The organism is Methanobacterium aggregans, assembly GCF_017874455.1.
Lineage (GTDB): Archaea > Methanobacteriota > Methanobacteria > Methanobacteriales > Methanobacteriaceae > Methanobacterium_C > Methanobacterium_C aggregans.
Genome location: NZ_JAGGLN010000005.1, coordinates 189,415 through 208,190, shown reverse-complemented (window position 1 = coordinate 208,190; position 18,776 = coordinate 189,415). Strand labels below are relative to the sequence as shown.

Sequence of the window (18,776 nt, the reverse complement as noted above, 5' to 3'; positions counted from 1 at the left end):
CTGCGGAATATCAAAAGAGGACTTTCATGATTATCAATGTAAAACAAAAAGATGTGAGAATACTTAACGATTTAAAGGAAATAGGTTCTTGGAAATATAATGCAACAGGTAACGATCCTATCCTTGAAATAAAAAATTTGCCGAAGGGTTTAATTCAAAAGATCTCCGTCACAATTAATGTAGAACATGGTGAAATCATTGAATTTTATTGGACTTATCAAGAAGACGAAACCTTCACACCATCTTTACGTTCTCTCCAAGCGTTAAAACCAGGCATTAAAAAGACTTACCATTTTTTAATACATTCTGAAGAAAAAATCAATAAGCTCAGGTTAGATCCAACCAATGCTCAAGGAACTGTTGAAATAGAAGAAATTAAAATATTTTATATTCCCACTTTGAAAAAAGGTAAAAAAATAGGGGGTTTATTAAATAATTTAATTCCAAACAAAGAAACCCCCTCTGAAGAATTTATTCAAATGTACATGGAATTATTGGGCCAAAATAAGTTACTACAAAGCAAAGTAAAACAATTAGAAAATGAAAAAAATAAACTTGCTACAGTACCCAATTACAGCAATATTGAAAAAATTGCACTAAAAGGAGAAGGAGGTTATTTATTTTTAGTCAATGATTCCAACCAGGAGATTAGACAACACTTTGATTACTCTTACAACAACAATTTTAATCCATATCTTTTCAAAAAAAGTTTAAATAGCAAAAAAGAATTCTGTAAAAAAAACAATATTAAATATCATTTTTTTATTATACCTGATAAAAGTGTGGTCTGTAAGGAGTTCTTACCATTTGAAATTAAATTAATTAAACGTAATTGCGATTCAATAAAAAGTTTAGTGCCAGATTTTATAAAAAAGTTAGATAAAAGTTGTTATTTCAATAATAATTCTCATATCAATTATTTAGGTGGAAAGGAGTTAGCTTATTGTTACTTAAATTACATAGATGATTTGGAAAAAGAAAAATTTGACAAAATCATAAATGAACAAATATCCATTAAAGAGTGTTTACACAATGGCGATTTAACTTGGCCTAAAAATTGGTCTTATTCAGAGGAAGAAAAGGAAATTTACCTCAATGAAAAGGTAAAAACTTTTAAAAATAAGTTTCTTACAGATTTAGGAGATAACATTCCTAAAAAGTTTAAAACCGTTGGTATAAGAAAAACTGAATATTATGAAAATCCTCAAGGTTTATCAGATCTAAGAATTTTAATATTTAGAGATTCCTCCTTGGATTTTTTAAAAGATGTTTTGTCAATTTATTCCAAGGAAGTGTTGTTATATTGGGATCACTGGTTTTTTAATAAGGAACTTATTGAGTGGTATAAACCAGATATTATTCTGGAAATAAGAACAGAAAGATTTTTAGAGAATATGAAGTATGAATTTGTGGAATAATTATCATATTAATATGAACTAGGAGAATTGTAGATGAACAGATTTTGGAACATTTTAATGCAACCGATCATAGAGAAAGTTAATGCTAATTACATCGTTGAAATTGGGTCAGACACGGGTATAAACACCCGTAATATTTTAGATTACTGTGTGGAACATGATGCACATATGACTGCTATAGATCCAGTTCCAAAATTTGATATTAATGAATTTAAAGCTGAATATGGAGATAGGTTTGAGATCTACAAAGAACTGAGCCTCAATAGACTACCACTCCTTGAGGATTATGATGTGATTTTAATAGATGGTGATCACAACTGGTACACAGTTTACAACGAACTGAAGATAATTGAAAAAAATTTCAAAGACAAAAAATTCCCCATTATCTTTCTACATGATGTTGGATGGCCCTATGGTCGAAGAGATCTTTATTACAACCCTAAAAATATACCTGAAAAATACAGACAACCCTATGAAAGATTAGGGATGTATCCCGGACAAACTGATTTAAAAAAAGAGGGCGGATTGAACGCTGGACTATACAATTCTATTTATGAAAATACTCCTCAGAATGGCGTTTTAACTGCGGTTGAAGATTTCTTGAGAGAGTCTCACAAGGATTTTATTTTCGAGTATGTTGATGCCTTCTTTGGACTTGGAATTTTAGCCCCTAAGACTCCCGAATTAGTAACTACAATTAAAAACCTTCTCAACAGTGCTAATCTTTTACATATTCTTGAAAAAGAAATGGTGAAAGTTACAATTGCCAACAGTGAAACAAGAAGCCTTAAAAATAAACTTAATAATACATTAAATGAAACTAATATTAACTTAGGGGAAACCCAAAACCAACTACATCAAAAAGAAGAAGAATTAAAGAAAAAAGATTTTTTAATAAGGGCTCTGAAGAAAAAAGAAAAAAGTTTTGATTATTTGAATGGCCAGGTTGAGGATCTTACTGCTCGTTTTTATGAGTTAGAGTATTTAAGTAATAAAAATCGGCCATTCACCCAAAAACTGATTTCAAAGTTTCCACAATTGTACATTCTATTTAACCGTAAAAACAACGGCCTAAAAAATACTTACATAAACCTCAAAGGTTTTAATGCCATTAAAAATAACCATTTGATAGATATAGGTTACTACTTAAAAAACAACAAAGACATTAGAGTTTCTGGAGTAGACCCCATTCTCCACTACATATACCACGGATATCAAGAAGGGCGAAACCCCAACCCCCAATTCAATAGCAAATACTACACCGAAAAATACTCCGACGTAAAAAAATCAAAACTAAACCCACTCATACACTACAGCCTATACGGAAAAAAAGAAGGCAGACAAAAAAAGAGTTTATCACAAGTTTCAATTTCGAAAAACGAAGTTGTTAAAAACATAGATGAAGTACAAAAAATCAAGCGTCAAGTTAGAGAAACCCCTGAAAAATTGAATATAGCCTATGTGTTGTGGGATTTTCCTGCATTATCACAGACTTTTGTAATGAATGAGTTGCGCTGGTTGGTAGAAAATAATTACAATGTCAGAGTTTTTTATAAGGTTAAACCGGATAAAGAAGCTAAAGTAAATTTTAACATTGAGGCCATTCCAATTGAAGATGCATCCGATCTGATTCAAAAAATTAATGAATTTGATATCAATTTAATGCACACACATTTTGTTTATCCAGCTTGTACGCTTCTAACTTACCCTGCAGCAGAAGCAACAGGAATTCCGTTCACAGTTTCTGCACATGCTATAGATATATTTCATCATCTAAATGATGAAAGAAATAAGATTGGTGAAATAGGCCAAAGTAGTTTGTGTTTGAGGATTTTTGTACCTGGAAAGTTTCATTTTGAATATCTTTCTGAAAGGGGAGTTCCTCAACATAAAATTATGTTTTTACGCCAAGCAACTAGGTATAAAATAGAAGAAGTTGACTTTAATACCCCTCGAGTTAAAAGAGATATTAAAAATGTTATAACCGTTGCTCGTTTCATAGAAAAGAAAGGAATCGATACTTTTATTGAAGCAGCTAAAATTTTGGAAAATGAAGAAATGACCTTTAAAATTTATGGTTATGGTCCTCTGGAAGAAAACTTAAAAAGTAAAGTCAAAGAGTTAGATTTAAAAAATGTAATTTTTGAAGGTCCTATTAAAGGGGATATAGCTTTAAAAGAAGTTTATCAAGAGGGTGATTTGTTTGTATTGCCTTCTAGAAGAGCATCTAATGGTGACATGGATGGAATGCCCACAGTTATTTTTGAAGCCATGGCTTATGGAATTCCAGTGATAACCACTAATGTTTCTTCCATTCCAGAATTTGTTTTAAATGGTTATTCCGGATTTGTCATTAATCCTGACGAACCATCAGATCTAGCTGATAAAATAGTGTATGTTAGGGATATGGATAAAAACGATCTAACAGTCATGTTAAAACGCGCTCAACAAGAAGTTCAAAGAATTTCTAATGTAGAAGAAACAATTGAAACTATGGTAAATATTTGGAGCAATAATAAAATTGATATATTCATGGTAACATATCAAACGGGACATTACAAAGATTTAAAGACAATGAAAGAGATATTAGATCAGATATTTAAACATACCACACTGGAATTTAATTTAACCATAATTGACAATAATAGTGATGAAGATTTTAAAAATTTTCTTGTAAACTATTCAAGATTATACACCAACATATCCTTGATCTTCCTCAAAGACAATTTGCAATGTGGCCCTGCATCTAATATTGCTTTAGAAAAAATGAAAAATGAATTTGCTATTTATATTTGCAGCAATGAAGGATTTATTATAAAACATGGATGGGAACGTGAAGCTATAAATTACATGAAAAAGCATCCAAATGTAGGGATTGCAGGTAATTTAATTCATTCGCCAAGTTTTTATAATGGAAGGACTTATAAAGGGCAAAAATGGTTTAAGAAGTTTAGAAATAAAGATTATATCCTAAATAAAGATAATGTTAAATTTAAACATATACAAGGAGGAATTTATATTTTACGTCGAGGAGCCTATGAAGATTGTGGAGGATTTAACCCACTACTTCCTCAAGACCATATGGACGTGGAATACAGTTATTACTTAGAAAGTCAAGGATGGGAGTTAGGTGAGATTTCTGAATGGGTATCTTTAAGCAAAAAAACCCGACCAGGAATCTTCACTTACTTGGATGAAAATACAACATTTGTTCATCCATTAAAATTAGAAGAAAACAAACAAATTGAACATGTGGCCTTAAAAAATTGTAATATTTGCAATGGAGAATTAAATGGTAGAATATGTAGTTCATGTGATTCTGACAGTTCTGAGAGAGCTATATACCGAATAATCGGAAATACAGATTGGACACATCGTTCTCTCAAATGTACTTTATTACTAAACCATAACAGTATTTACAAATCAGTTCAAGAACCATTTTTCGAGTTAGTAAACCAACAATATTCCACAAGGGATATAAATGAATCTTTGGAAGATTTAATTGAGAATCTAAAAGAACAAAGTGATATAATAATTACCAATATGGATTTAAATGTGGAGTTACTTAATAGAATTATTACAACATTAAAAGCAAAATTACTAATCATTCAACTTTCCAATAATGAGTTATTAAATAAAAAAATAAAAAAATTTTTAACTAACAAAAATTTTTCTATTGAAATTGTTGAGTTTATGTCTGAAAAATTAATAAATAAAAAATTCTTAGTGGTGGAGTGTAATTCTCATGTATAAATATCTATTAATAGGAGGTAATGGTTTTATTGGCACAAATATCATTTACAAACTCCTTGAAAAAAAAAGAGATATTTTTTGTATTGATCTCTACGATTCAAATACTAAAAAAATTAGTAATAAACATTTTAATAGTTTTATAAATGATTTAAGCAACACAGAATTAGTGAAAGAGTTAGTTGATGCATCAGATATAATTATATACTTAGCCTCTGTTTCCAACGTGAGAAATTCATCAAATGATAGTCTGATCGAATTAGGAAATATTGAAAACTTCATAAACTTTCTAGAGATTGTTAAGGAATATAAAAATAAAAAAGTAGTTTTAGCATCCTCTGGGGGTGCTATATATGGTGAGACAAAAGATCCTGTTAATGAAAATCACACCTTAATGCCCATTTCACCTTATGGTATCGGAAAGTTATCTATGGAAAATTTTTTAAGATATTATAGCTTAAAGTATGGGATTAACTATGTTATATGTAGATATTCTAACCCTTATGGACAATACCAAAATCCATTTAGCGGTGTCGGTGTTATAAATAAACTTTTATACAATTACCATACGGGTAATGAAACCAAAATTATAGGAACCCCCGATGGTTCCGTTAGAGATTACATTTATATCTCTGACTTAGTGGATGCCACTATAAAAGTTTCAGAAAGCAAGTTTGCAGACAACAATGTCTTTAACATCGGAAGTGGAGTTGGATATTCTTTAACCCATATTCTCAATGAAATAGAATCAGTTTTAGATGATACACTGAGAATTAAAAAAGGAGACTTTGGAATGGAAAATGTCTCCAAAATTGTGTTAGATATCTCAAAAATTAATAAAAAAGTGGAATGGTCTCCCAAAATAAGCTTAAGAGATGGAATCATTCTAAATAACGAATGGATTAAGTTTTATTTAAATGTTGAAGAAAATAATATGGCCTCCCCCAAGGTAGGGAATTATTTTAAACAAAAAATAGATTAAGCTTTTAAATTTTGAAGAATAACCTTGAGATATAATGCTCCTTTTTGAATTACCTTTCTTTATATACCTACCAAAATTTTAAAATCATAGTTAAAAGTGTAAAAAATGTTGATTGATACTAAAACTAAGGTTGAATCCATTAAAAAAGAAGAAATGGCTTTGAAATTTTTGAATGGCCAGGTTGAGGATCTTACTGCTCGTTTTTATGAGTTAGAGTATTTAAGTAATAAAAATCGGCCATTCACCCAAAAACTGATTTCAAAGTTTCCACAATTGTACATTCTATTTAACCGTAAAAACAACGGCCTAAAAAATACTTACATAAACCTCAAAGGTTTTAATGCCATTAAAAATAACCATTTGATAGATATAGGTTACTACTTAAAAAACAACAAAGACATTAGAGTTTCTGGAGTAGACCCCATTCTCCACTACATATACCACGGATATCAAGAAGGGCGAAACCCCAACCCCCAATTCAATAGCAAATACTACACCGAAAAATACTCCGACGTAAAAAAATCAAAACTAAACCCACTCATACACTACAGCCTATACGGAAAAAAAGAAGGAAGACAAAGAAACATCATGGACACGTCTATTGAACCATTAATTATGATAAGTGAGAGTGAAGCAAATGCAAAATATGAAGAAATATTAAAGGAAAATATTTCACTTCTTGATCTTCACCATTTTGATGAGAATGCACCATTGGTTTCAATTATCATATTAAATAGAAACGGATTAAATCATTTGAAACGGTTGTTCAAGTATTTTAAAGAGGATATCCAGTACCCTAACTATGAAATAATTGTAGTGGATAATTTGTCCAGTGATAAATCACTATCTTTTCTAGAAGAACTTAAAAATTCTCTGCCACTGACAATTATTAAAAATAGTGAAAATAAATCATTTTCTAGAGCTAATAATGAAGCCGTTCAAGTTGCAAAAGGTGAATATATCCTGCTTCTTAACAATGACATTGAACCTACTTATGGCTGGCTCAACCAGATGATGCAAACCGCACTAAATCATGATAAAGTAGGTACTGTAGGTGCCAAACTGGTTTATCCTAACTGTTCCGAATCTATCTTCAATAAAAATAATTCATTCAAAATTCAGCACACTGGCATAGTATTCCAAAATTTAAATACATTTTTTAGGCCTATAAATCGAGGAAAAGGTTATGAAGTATTTAATTCCACTTTTAAATCTGAAAAATGTGTCGCGGGAAATACTGCTGCAACTTTACTTGTGAAAAAGGATTTGTATCTAAAAGTGGGAGGATTAGACGAAAGATATTATTATGGTTATGAGGATGTTGATTTCTGTTTAAAACTATTAAAAAGAGGATATAAAAATATTTACTGTCCAAAAGCACTTTTATTTCATTATGAATATGGTTCAGACGAAAAAATTAGTATATCTAATTATAGGGATATTAAATTCCAAAATAACAAAAAATTACTTATGAGTAAATGGTTTGATTGGTTATCAAATAAGTTTTTCTTAGATAAGTTAAATAGTGAATGTATTTTCTCTGAAAAGCCATTTAAAGTTGCCTTTGCTGTGACAGAATGCGGTGAAAATGCATCTGCAGGGGATTATTTCACCGCTTTAGAATTCTCAGAAGCATTAAAAGATTTAAAGTGGGATGTGATGTTTTTATCACGCAATGGACCTGGAAACTGGTACGAAGTTCCCAATGATGTGGATGTTTTAATATCTTTATTAGACGCCTATGATCCCCGGAAGATCATTTGTTCTAATTTATCTTTGATAAAGATTGCTTGGCCCCGCAATTGGTTTGACCGTTGGGCTGAACACTCTGGTTTGTATGAATATGACATAATTTTTGCATCTAGCCAAATAGCCTGCAATTATATTAAAGAAAAAACTGACCGGGATGCAATTTTATTACCTATTGCTACGAATGCTTCTAGATTTAATAATAATGTTCAACCAATGGAAGAATACTACTCCGATTATTGTTTTACAGGTAGTTACTGGTATTACCCTCGAGATGTCATTAAAATGTTAAACCCTAAGAGTATAGATTACACTTTTAGATTATATGGTAAAAACTGGGAAAAAGTTGAAAAATTACAAGAGTATTACCAAGGGTTTATTGAGTACTTCCAATTACCTGAACTATACGCCTCTACAAAACTCGTTATTGATGATGCCAACATAGCAACCAAAAATTATGGGTCTGTTAACAGTAGAGTTTTTGATGCATTAGCAAGTGGAGCTTTAGTAATAACTAATGGCGAAATTGGAGCACAAGAAACATTTGGAGGATTACTGCCATCATATCATTCAAAAAAAGAATTACATAATTTAATTGAATACTATTTAAGCAATGATGAAGTTAGATTGACTAAAATCAAAGAATTACAGCAAATGATCTTAGAAGATCATACATATAATCACCGTGCCCAAACCTTAAAAAAAGCTCTGGAAGAATATATTAATATTAAAAATGGTAATTCAGAATAAATGTAGGTTACATGAAAAATAACTACTAGAAACAGGTACATTGGTCTTTTCATAGATTTCTGTTTTTCTGTTTTCAGATTTTAAAAACATATACACAAAAGTCTAAAATAAGTTATATAATTAACTTGTCTAACAGGTGCTAATTAAATAAGTAGAAGAGTTGGTATAGATTTGGGTGGGATTCTGGTAAACGCTTTTATATCTTTTTTATCATAAAAAGAAACGTTTGTGAGGAGGATAACCAAATTAATTACAATGAAAGGCCCAATCTTCCCAATATTGTAGTCCCTAACCTCAATCCCCCTCATAAAACTTAAAATAAAATAGCTTTAAAAGGGGGAACAGATATTATATTTACTAAAATTATAACTAATTTAAACAGAGAATCCTTAACGGATTACGGTTCAACAGATTAATACGTCCAACATATGAATATGTAAAAAAAGTAGTATAAACCTTTTTTATGAACATTTAGATAAAATCCATAATATATTAAATTTGAAGGTAAATATAGATGAAACTCACAATAATAGGAACAGGTTACGTTGGTCTTGTCACAGGTGCCTGTTTTTCAGAAATGGGAAACACAGTTTACTGTGTTGATATTGATGATGGAAAGGTTGAAAAATTGAAAAGGGGTATCATACCCATATACGAACCAGGTCTGGAGTATTTAGTGGTGAACAACCATAAAAACGGAGATCTCCACTTCACAAAGTATCTGAAGGACGGTCTTGACAACTCAAATATCTGTTTCATAGCTGTTGGGACTCCAATGGATGAAGATGGAAGTGCAGACTTGCAGCATGTTCTTTCAGCTGCTCAGGAAATAGGAGAACTCATTTCCCACGACATGATAGTGGTGAACAAATCCACAGTACCCGTAGGTACAGCAGATAAAGTAAAAGCTACTATAAATGAAGAGTTGAACAAAAGGGGAGTAAACTACAAGGTTCATGTGGTTTCCAATCCTGAATTTTTGAAGGAAGGAGCCGCAGTTGAAAACTTCATGAGGCCTGATAGGGTGGTCATAGGTTCCAATGATGAAACTGTGATTGAAACCATGAAGGAACTTTACGCTCCATTCATCAGAAACCATGAAAGATTCGTGACTATGGACATCAAGAGTGCTGAGATGACCAAGTACGCTGCCAACGCCATGCTTGCAACACGCATCTCCTTCATGAATGAAATAGCCAACATCTGTGAAAGGGTTGGTGCCGATATCAACAACATCAGATTCGGAATAGGTAGTGACAATAGAATAGGTTACAGTTTCTTATATGCTGGTTGCGGTTACGGTGGAAGCTGTTTCCCAAAGGATGTTCAGGCTCTCATTAAAACAGCTGCAGATACAGGTTACGAAGCGCGTATACTGAGAGAAGTTGAATCCGTTAACAATAAACAGAAACTTTCCCTTGTAAACAAAGTAATAAAAAGGTTTGGTGAAAATCTTTCAGGACATATATTTGCACTTTGGGGTCTTTCATTCAAACCAGAAACCGATGATATGAGAGAAGCAACATCACTTGTCATCGTTAATGAATTAACAGAAAGGGGCGCTAAAATTAAAGCCTACGATCCAAAGGCTATGGATGCTGCCAGAGAATATTACTTCAAAGGCAACGAGAACATAGAATTTTCAGAGAACAAGTACGAAGCAGTTGACGAGGCAGATGCACTGCTCCTTGTAACTGAATGGAAGGAATTCAGAAGTCCAGACTTTGATGAGATATCTGGAAGAATGAAAAATCAGATTATCTTCGACGGCAGGAATCAGTACAACAAAGAGATAATGAAAGACATTGGCTTTGAGTATCACCAGATAGGCAATGGAAAATAGTAGATTTCCTATTTTTAATGGAACAAGATATAAAAAAAGAATTTCACAGTGATCAAATGAACATTGAAATATTTAACCATAGATTTTTTGCCAACTTCAAAAAGTACAATTTCTTACTCAGGGAACTTGTATCAAGAGACATTAAAATTAAGTACAGAAGATCCGTGTTAGGAATATTCTGGAGCTTTTTAGAGCCCCTTTTGAGTATGGTCGTGCTGACCATAATATTTTCAACGTTTTTTAAACGTGCCATACCTAACTTTCCGGTGTACTACCTGACCGGGATTTTAGTGTATCAGTTCTTTGCAGGAGGAACCAACGGAGCCATGCGTTCCATTAAAAGTAGTTCAGCTATAATTAAAACGATTTACGTACCAAAGTATATGTACTCGCTGTCCACCATTTTATCCAACTTCGTAACGTTTCTGCTGTCCCTTGTGGTTCTTTTTATCGTAATGTTAGCCACCAATGCACCATTCACTATTTACATACTTCTTGCAGCCCTACCATTTGTAGCATTACTACTTTTAACCATAGGAATGGGACTTATTCTGGCAACTGTAAATGTGTTCTTCAGAGATATGGAACATCTCTACGGAGTTTTACTCATGATGTTAATGTGGGCCATGCCCATATTTTACCCTGCAGAAATTGTTCCTGAAAGTTTCAGGTTCATACAGTATTACAACCCAGTTTATGCAGTTATAAGCTGCTGTAGAAGCGTATTTTTATATGGAACACCTTACGATCCAATGACTTTATTATTCGCCATGGTATCTGGTGTTGTTGCCCTCCTGCTAGGAATTGCATTGTTCTACAAGTACCAAGACAGATTTATACTTTACATTTAATTGAAGGTGATGGAATTTGGGAGAAACTATTATCAAGGTTGAAAACGTTGGAATGGAATTCAATTTAAGCCAGGAAAAGGTTGACAACCTCAAAGAGTACGTTATTAAATTTCTTAAAAGGGAACTCATGTTTCAGCCTTTCTGGGCCCTTAAAGACGTTTCATTCGAAGTTGAAAAGGGAGACAGATTAGGTCTGGTTGGAATGAACGGCGCAGGGAAAAGTACACTGCTCAAACTGATCTCAGGAGTCATGAAACCCACAGAAGGCAGCATAGAAGTGAAGGGACGTATATCCCCTTTGCTGGAGTTAGGTGCTGGTTTTGACCCGGATTATACTGGCAGAGAAAACATATTTCTCAATGGAGCGTTACTTGGTTACAGCAAAGAGTTTATAGAAAGTAAATTTGATGAAATCGTGGAGTTTTCAGAATTAGAGGAGTTCCTGGATGTTCCCCTGAAAAACTATTCTTCAGGTATGAGAGCAAGACTTGGTTTTTCCATAGCAACCAGTGTAAAGCCGGAGATCTTAATTTTGGATGAAGTTCTGTCTGTGGGGGATGTAAAATTCCAGGAAAAAAGCCGTGAAAAAATGGAATCACTGATGGATAGTGAAGTAACGCTTCTATTTGTATCACACTCAGTGGATATGGTGAAAAGCTTTTGCAACAAGGCAATATGGCTTCAACATGGCAAGTTGATGGCTAAGGGCCCTGTTGATGAGGTTTGTGAGCTTTACGATAAATGGGTTCATTCAGATAAATCATGAACCTGGTGGAATCAATGCAATTAACTGTGATTATCCCAAACTACAACGGCAGGCACTTCCTTGAAAAATGTTTAGAATCCATTGAAAAGGAACTAGCTGAAGTTATCATAGTTGATAACAGTTCTTCTGATGGTAGTGTTGAATACATAACAGAACATCATCCAGATTTTACCCTAATCAAAAACCAGGAAAATCTGGGATTTGCAGTTGCAGTCAACCAGGGAATCCAGGCTTCAAAAACTGATTACGTGTTCCTCTTAAACAACGACACTGAACTTGAGAAAAACTGCATCTCCAAACTTGTAAAGTGCATTGAAAGTGATGAAAACATCTTCGCAGTTTCCTCGAAGATGATCCAGTTTGAAAACAGGGATTTGATGGATGATGCAGGTGATGCATACACCATTCTGGGCTGGACAAAAAAGGTGGGTAACGGAAGATCAGCTAATAACTACAATGAAAAAAAGGAGGTTTTCAGTGCCTGTGCAGGGGCAGCCCTCTACAGGAGAAGTATCTTAAAGGAAATTGGATATTTCGATGAGAACTTCTTCGCCTACCTCGAGGATGTTGATATAAGCTACAGAGCCAGTATCCACGGTTACAAATCAATTTACTGTCCTGAAGCTGTTGTTTACCATCACGGCAGTGGAACCAGCGGGAGTAAACACAACGCATTCAAGGTAAAAATATCTGCAAGGAACAACGTTTACCTTCCCTACAAGAACATGCCCTGGCCCCAGTTAGCTTTAAACCTCATATTCTTGCTTTTAGGATATTTCATAAAGTATCTGTTCTTCCTCAGGAAGGGATATGGAAGGGATTACCTGGATGGGCTGAAGGAAGGGTTTAACTCCCGTCATGACGTAGAAAAAATAAAATATAATAATAACCTGATTAACTACGTGAAAGTTGAATGGCTTCTCATTAAAAATACTGTGAAATTCGTGTTTTTATGAACGCAGTTTTTTTGATAAAAAAATTGAAGAATCTTTCCATCCTTTTGATTTCTAGAATATTCAAAGCCATTAATATTCTTCAAAGAAGCCTTCATTAAAACTAAAAAAATAAGAGGAACTATCAAAAATAACAGGGAAAACTTATTAAAAAACATAGGGATCAATTAATTAATGATTTTCCAATAAAGACATACCCACCAAAAGGAGCGTTAAAATGGATCTGTCCATCATAGTGGTAAACTACAGAACTTACAATTTAACCAAACAAACCATAGAATCCGTTTTAAAAAGAGATCACCCCTTCAGCTATGAGATATTTCTGGTGGACAGTGCATCCGGTGACGGCAGTCTTGAAAGGTTAGAGGAGTACTTTTCAAAGGAAACAGAACAGGGATTGATCAGGTTCATTTCAAGCAAGGAAAACAGGGGTTTTGCCCATGCAAATAACCAGGCACTGAAAGAAACTGATTCAAAATACGTTCTACTTCTCAACTCCGACACCGTGGTTGTGGATGACTGCCTGGAGCGATGCATTGAATACATGGAAAAAGATGAAAGAATAGGTGCACTGGGCTGTAAGGTTCTTCTTCCAGATGGAAAATTGGACAAAGCCTGCAGGAGAAGTTTTCCAACGGTCTGTGTCTCATTCTACAGGATGACAGGTCTTTCAAAGCTTTTCCCAAAGAGCAAACGTTTCGGACGTTACAACCTCACCTACCTGGATGAAAATGAGACCTACGAGGTTGACTGTATCATGGGGGCTTTCATGATGGTCAGATCCAACACGATAGAGGATGTGGGTCTTCTGGATGAAACCTTCTTCATGTACGGGGAGGACATAGACTGGTGCTACCGTATAAGGGCAGGAAACTGGAAGATAATCTATTACAGTGATGCTCAGATAATCCATTACAAAGGTGGGAGCCTCAACAAAAAAGAAAAACCAAAGATGATATATGAGTTCTATAGGGCAATGCACCTATTCTACAACAAACATTATAAGAACAACTATCCAAAAACAGTAACATTTATTACTTATCTTGGAATATGGGGCATGTACTGTTTGAAGAGGTTCATAAATTTCTTCAAGTAATTACTTGAAAAACTCAAAAAAACAGTGATTTTAAATGATCAGAGAAAATCAAAGATTTTTCAACGCCATACTAATTATTGTAGATATGGCTGTGATAGGGTTTTCATTAATTTTAGCATGGTATCTGCGTTTTGAAACAGATATTCTAGGTGCTGGATATGGCATATGGTCCTTCAAACAGTACATGATCTCACTTTTGCTTATATTACCACTCTACATTTTCCTTTATTATTCATTTGGTTTGTACGATCCCCAAAGAACTAAAAACTTTGATTCTGAAGCGTTACAGATCATCAAGGGAAATGTTCTCGGATTTCTGGTTATCCTTACATCCCTTTACCTAATTAACATCATCAATTATTCAAGGTACCTCCTCATCATCTTCGCTATTTTAAGCTGTGGATTTTGCATTGGGGAAAGATATGTTCTCAGATCTTTCTTAAGGTATATCCGATGTAAAGGATTCAACATCAAATATATTCTGGTTGTAGGGGCAGGAGAACTTGGCGAGAAATTTGCAGTTAAAATTAAGGAAAGTAAATACATAGGGTATGAAATAATTGGATTTCTGGATGATAAATTTGAAAAAGGACATAAAGTTCAGGATTCAACTGTTATAGGGAATATAAACGATGTTGAAAAGATAGTTAAAAACAATGAAATTGACAGGGTTATAATAACATTATCTGCAAGGCATCATAAGATCATAGAAAGTATCGTGGACACACTTGAGAGGTGTGGTGTGAAAGCTGAGATAATTCCCGATTATTTCATTTACTGCCCTGCAAAGCCTTACTTTGACATGATAGATGATATTCCTGTTATAAACATAAGATACGTGCCCCTTGAGAAATATTCCAACAAGACAGTCAAGAGGATATTCGATATCTTCGTTGCAATTTCAGGGATCATTGTAACATCACCAATACTGATCATAACAGCTATTTTAATAAAAATAAGCTCTTCAGGACCTGTGATTTATAAACAAGAAAGAGTTGGCCATAATAAGAAGTTATTTGCCATGTACAAGTTCAGGAGTATGAAGGTTCAGGATGAAAAAGATGAAAAGTATCAGTGGAGCACAGATAAAGATCCCCGTAAGACAAGGATCGGTTCCTTCATCAGAAAAACCAACATCGATGAACTACCCCAATTTTTCAACATATTAAAGGGAGATATGAGTTTAATAGGTCCCAGACCAGAACGTCCGTACTTCGTAGAGAAGTTCAGGGATGAAATTCCCAAGTACATGATCAAACACTACGTAAGACCTGGAATGACAGGCTGGGCTCAGGTTAATGGTTGGAGAGGAGATACATCCATTGCAGAAAGGATAAAACATGATATTTACTACGTTGAGAACTGGAGCTTCCTCTTAGATGTGAAAATATTCTTCATGACATTTCTAAACTGGTTTGATAATGCCTACTGATCTGGTTTAACCCCCTTTTTTTTAGATGATTGAGTCAAAGGGTTGGCATTGACATCATCCAATTTTCATATTTATTAATCTAAAGAATCAAATAATTATTAAATGATTCAATTTCATGAATAAAAAAAAACTGAAGAGGGTGATTATCTTGGTGGGAGTATCTGAAGCTGTAACATTCATTAAAGAGACTGACGGTATTAAAACAGATTTAATAATTCCTCGCGAGTTCGTTAAGGATTTCCATTTCTCTACAGAGGAACACCTCATGATCATGCTCAGGGTTGTTGGGCCGGACACATCCAAGGTTGTGGATTTCTTTGAAAGTAGCGAAGAGGAACTCTTCATCATAAACACAACTGCAGGTGATGGGGAAAAAGTATCAGATGAGTTTCTTTTAGTTTCCATGTACATGGACGAAGGACCTGCAATAACCGTGGATATTGACACTGAACCCGCTATGGTAAGGGTGATCCTTGACTTCAAGAGGGTTAGTTGATTAATTCCATTAAAAACTTTATTTTTAAAGGCATGCTGATAAATATAAAAATCTGATAAATATAAAAATTTTTTTTAAATAATAAATGTAAATTTTTAGTTAAATAAAAGAATTTTAAGGTTTAAATAGATATTGAAGAATTAAATAATCTTATTTTTCAAAAATAAATCTTAAAAATAAAGAAAAAATTGAGAAATCTTCCAATCCAAAAGGAAGTTTAAATTGAATGAATTTCTCATTTATGTTCTGGGATTAAGCCCCTGCCCCACCAGCCAGTGAATCTGTATTAATATCCATTAGCACTGGTTTTGGGAGTTCTATACCAATGGTTTCCTTTATAACATCCTCAACTGTTTCCACTGTTATGAACTCCAGTTCTGCTTTAACATCATCTGGAACATCATCAAGGTCCTTTGCATTTTCCTTTGGCAGTATAACCCTTTTGATTCCTGCACGGTGTGCTGCAAGAACCTTCTCCTTGATACCTCCAACAGGCAGCACTGCACCTCTGAGGGATATTTCACCTGTCATTGCCAGTTCAGAGTCAACTGCCTGACCTGTTACAAGGGATGCTATTGTGGTTAGAAGTCCCACTCCTGCAGATGGTCCATCCTTTGGAATTGCACCTGAAGGAACGTGTATGTGCAGGTCCTTCTTATCGAACTCCATGTTCTTGAGGCTGAAAGCCATTCTTGAACGGATGAGGCTCTGGGATATCTTTGCAGATTCCTTCATAACATCACCAAGTTGACCTGTAAGGGTTAATTTACCTGTTCCTGGCATGAAAGCTCCTTCAATGAAGAGTATGTCCCCACCCACAGGTGTCCATGCCAGTCCAGTTACAACTCCTGGAAGGTTGTTTTCACCAACCCTGTTTATCTGGATGAGTTCATGGCCCAGCATGTCGTAGAGCATGTCCTCCCTGACCACGTAGGGTAATTCAACCTTTCCGAGGACGATTTTTTCTGATGCAACCCTGGCAACTGTTGCAAGCTGACGTTTAAGTCCCCTGACACCTGCTTCTCTTGTGTAGTTTTCTATGAGGGTTTTCAGGGCTTCGTCTTGGATCTGGAGTTTGGTTTCATCCAGGCCGTTGTCTTCAAGCACATCTGCTATGAGGTGGTCCTTTCCTATTCTGAACTTTTCATGACTGGTGTAGCTGCCTATCTGGATGATCTCCATACGGTCACGTAGGGGTCCTGAAATGTCCCTGAGTGAATTTGCGGTGGCTATGAAGAACACATCTGAAAGATCGTAGGGCACGTCAAGGTAGTGGTCTGAGAAGGTGTCGTTCTGCTCTGGGTCAAGCACCTCGAGGAGGGCACTTTCTGGGTCGCCGTTTACAGATGCCATGAGTTTATCCACCTCATCAAGGATGAACACAGGGTTTCTGGTTCCTGCACGTTTCATTCCATTGATGATCCTACCTGGTAATGCTCCAAGGTAGGTTCTTCTGTGACCCCTGATCTCTGATTCATCCCTGACACCTCCCAGGCTTATCCTGACGTATTCACGGCCCAGGGCTTCTGCTATACTTTTTCCAAGACTTGTTTTACCTGTTCCAGGTGGACCCACAAGCAGGAGTATTGAACCCTGTTTGTTCTGTTTCAATTTCATGACTGTGAGGTGCTGAATTATGCGGTCTTTGACTTTGTCAAGGCCGTAGTGCTGTTCATCAAGTAACTTCCTTGCAGCTTCAATATCTATATCCCTGGTTTCACTTGGTCCCCATGGTAGGCTGGTCAAAAGATCCAGGTAGTTTCTGATAACGTTTTCCTCAGAGTTGTTGGAACCCCCTCTCTCGAGTTTGTTAACCTCATCAAGTGCAACCTCCCTTACCTCATCTGGCATCTGGGATTCTTCTATGAGCGTTCTGTAATCCTTGTTGCCGTAGTGTCCTTCAGAATCACTCAGCTCATCTTGTATGGCTTTTAGCTGCTCTTTGAGCATTGTTTCCCTGTGTTTTTTGTTCATCTCCTCGTTGAGTCTGGCTCCCATTTCCATGTGGAACTTGATGGATTCCTTCTGGTCAACGAGTAACTCAAGGAACTTCAAACTCCTCTCTCTGAGGGAGCGCATTTCAAGTAATTCCTGTTTTTCCGCAATTGAAAGCCTCATGTATGGGAACACGTAGGCCATGACCTTCGTTAAATCATTTAATTCATGGACCTGTTTGAGGTAAGCTTCTGATCCCTTGAAGTTCTCACTTATCTCTTCTACCAGGTTCTGGATGTTCATGAGCATTTCTTCCTGGTCAAAAGGCTCCAGATCTATGATGTCGGGCAAGAAGCTGTAGTTTGCCCTGTAATTATCACCGTCAGCAATGAAATCTTCCACTTCCACCCTTTCCTTGATCTCGGCTTTGATCTGGTAGAAGTCCTTCATTTCCTTGACGTTTTGGATGTGGATGATGGTTCCTATCCTGTAGAAATCAGATTCTTCAGGGAATCCTTCAGGATTCATTTGTTTAAGAGCTAAAGCTATACCGTGGAAATCATCGTCTTTAACACGGGTGTAGATTTCGCTTCCAGCTTCTTTACCAACTTTGAGGTTGATATTGGTTTCAGGTAGTAGTGGAACATCTGGTATGACCACTACAGCTAATTCTTCATTGAAATTCGTTTCTTTCATATTATCACCCAAGGGCACATATGCGGCATTTTAGCCTGGTTTTTAAGTTCCGTTTTGGG

At 35.1% G+C, this 18,776-nt stretch carries 12 protein-coding genes; 11 read left to right on the top strand and 1 reads right to left on the bottom strand.

Annotated features, from left to right (window positions below; all coding sequences use genetic code 11):
• The first annotated feature begins 26 nt into the window (after nucleotides 1–26).
• From J2756_RS09355 to J2756_RS09305, 11 genes are all read left to right on the top strand, one after another.
• Nucleotides 27–1,418: a hypothetical protein gene (locus tag J2756_RS09355; RefSeq protein WP_209584967.1), complete on the top strand. Its 1,392-nt coding sequence runs from the start codon at nucleotides 27–29 to the stop codon at nucleotides 1,416–1,418.
• A gap of 33 nt (nucleotides 1,419–1,451) precedes the next feature.
• Nucleotides 1,452–5,171, top strand: a complete 3,720-nt coding sequence (locus tag J2756_RS09350) for a glycosyltransferase (RefSeq protein WP_209584965.1) — start codon at nucleotides 1,452–1,454, stop codon at nucleotides 5,169–5,171.
• On the top strand, nucleotides 5,164–6,150 hold the full coding sequence (locus J2756_RS09345) for an NAD-dependent epimerase/dehydratase family protein (RefSeq protein WP_209584963.1): 987 nt from the start codon (nucleotides 5,164–5,166) through the stop codon (nucleotides 6,148–6,150). Before J2756_RS09350 ends, J2756_RS09345 begins: the two co-directional genes overlap by 8 nt.
• Nucleotides 6,151–6,255: 105 nt before the next feature.
• A complete protein-coding gene (locus J2756_RS09340) occupies nucleotides 6,256–8,649 on the top strand; it encodes a glycosyltransferase family protein (protein WP_209584961.1) in 2,394 nt (797 codons plus the stop codon).
• A 514-nt stretch (nucleotides 8,650–9,163) separates the two neighbouring features.
• On the top strand, nucleotides 9,164–10,492 hold the full coding sequence (locus tag J2756_RS09335) for a UDP-glucose dehydrogenase family protein (RefSeq protein WP_209584959.1): 1,329 nt from the start codon (nucleotides 9,164–9,166) through the stop codon (nucleotides 10,490–10,492).
• Nucleotides 10,493–10,548: 56 nt separating this feature from the next.
• Nucleotides 10,549–11,343 (top strand): ABC transporter permease, encoded by a 795-nt coding sequence (locus J2756_RS09330; protein WP_245316016.1) that lies wholly within the window; start codon nucleotides 10,549–10,551, stop codon nucleotides 11,341–11,343.
• Between the two features lie 16 nt (nucleotides 11,344–11,359).
• On the top strand, nucleotides 11,360–12,109 hold the full coding sequence (locus tag J2756_RS09325; protein WP_209584957.1) for an ABC transporter ATP-binding protein: 750 nt from the start codon (nucleotides 11,360–11,362) through the stop codon (nucleotides 12,107–12,109).
• Between the two features lie 14 nt (nucleotides 12,110–12,123).
• Nucleotides 12,124–13,065 carry a glycosyltransferase family 2 protein gene (locus J2756_RS09320; protein WP_209584955.1) on the top strand — a complete coding sequence of 314 codons (942 nt, stop codon included), beginning with the start codon at nucleotides 12,124–12,126 and terminating at the stop codon, nucleotides 13,063–13,065.
• 214 nt (nucleotides 13,066–13,279) lie between these two features.
• Complete coding sequence (locus J2756_RS09315; RefSeq protein ID WP_209584953.1) at nucleotides 13,280–14,158, top strand: glycosyltransferase family 2 protein; 879 nt, start codon at nucleotides 13,280–13,282, stop codon at nucleotides 14,156–14,158.
• A gap of 34 nt (nucleotides 14,159–14,192) precedes the next feature.
• Entirely contained in the window at nucleotides 14,193–15,590 is a 1,398-nt protein-coding gene (locus tag J2756_RS09310; RefSeq protein WP_209584950.1) for an undecaprenyl-phosphate glucose phosphotransferase, read from the top strand.
• A 151-nt stretch (nucleotides 15,591–15,741) separates the two neighbouring features.
• Nucleotides 15,742–16,086, top strand: a complete 345-nt coding sequence (locus J2756_RS09305; RefSeq protein WP_342593131.1) for a hypothetical protein — start codon at nucleotides 15,742–15,744, stop codon at nucleotides 16,084–16,086.
• A gap of 252 nt (nucleotides 16,087–16,338) precedes the next feature.
• On the opposite strand, the gene lon is transcribed toward J2756_RS09305, so the two are convergent.
• Nucleotides 16,339–18,717, bottom strand: coding sequence for an endopeptidase La (gene lon, locus J2756_RS09300; RefSeq protein WP_209584938.1), 2,379 nt, complete (start codon nucleotides 18,715–18,717; stop codon nucleotides 16,339–16,341).
• Nucleotides 18,718–18,776 lie beyond the last annotated feature (59 nt).

Excerpts from the sequence above, each read along its gene's own strand:
- J2756_RS09335 (WP_209584959.1), top strand. The coding sequence starts at position 9,164 with ATGAAACTCACAATAATAGGAACAGGTTACGTTGGTCTTGTCACAGGT.
- J2756_RS09345 (WP_209584963.1), top strand. The coding sequence starts at position 5,164 with ATGTATAAATATCTATTAATAGGAGGTAATGGTTTTATTGGCACAAAT.
- lon (WP_209584938.1), bottom strand. The coding sequence starts at position 18,717 with ATGAAAGAAACGAATTTCAATGAAGAATTAGCTGTAGTGGTCATACCA.
- J2756_RS09330 (WP_245316016.1), top strand. The coding sequence starts at position 10,549 with ATGAACATTGAAATATTTAACCATAGATTTTTTGCCAACTTCAAAAAG.
- J2756_RS09320 (WP_209584955.1), top strand. The coding sequence starts at position 12,124 with ATGCAATTAACTGTGATTATCCCAAACTACAACGGCAGGCACTTCCTT.
- J2756_RS09310 (WP_209584950.1), top strand. The coding sequence starts at position 14,193 with ATGATCAGAGAAAATCAAAGATTTTTCAACGCCATACTAATTATTGTA.
- J2756_RS09355 (WP_209584967.1), top strand. The coding sequence starts at position 27 with ATGATTATCAATGTAAAACAAAAAGATGTGAGAATACTTAACGATTTA.
- J2756_RS09350 (WP_209584965.1), top strand. The coding sequence starts at position 1,452 with ATGAACAGATTTTGGAACATTTTAATGCAACCGATCATAGAGAAAGTT.
- J2756_RS09340 (WP_209584961.1), top strand. The coding sequence starts at position 6,256 with ATGTTGATTGATACTAAAACTAAGGTTGAATCCATTAAAAAAGAAGAA.
- J2756_RS09315 (WP_209584953.1), top strand. The coding sequence starts at position 13,280 with ATGGATCTGTCCATCATAGTGGTAAACTACAGAACTTACAATTTAACC.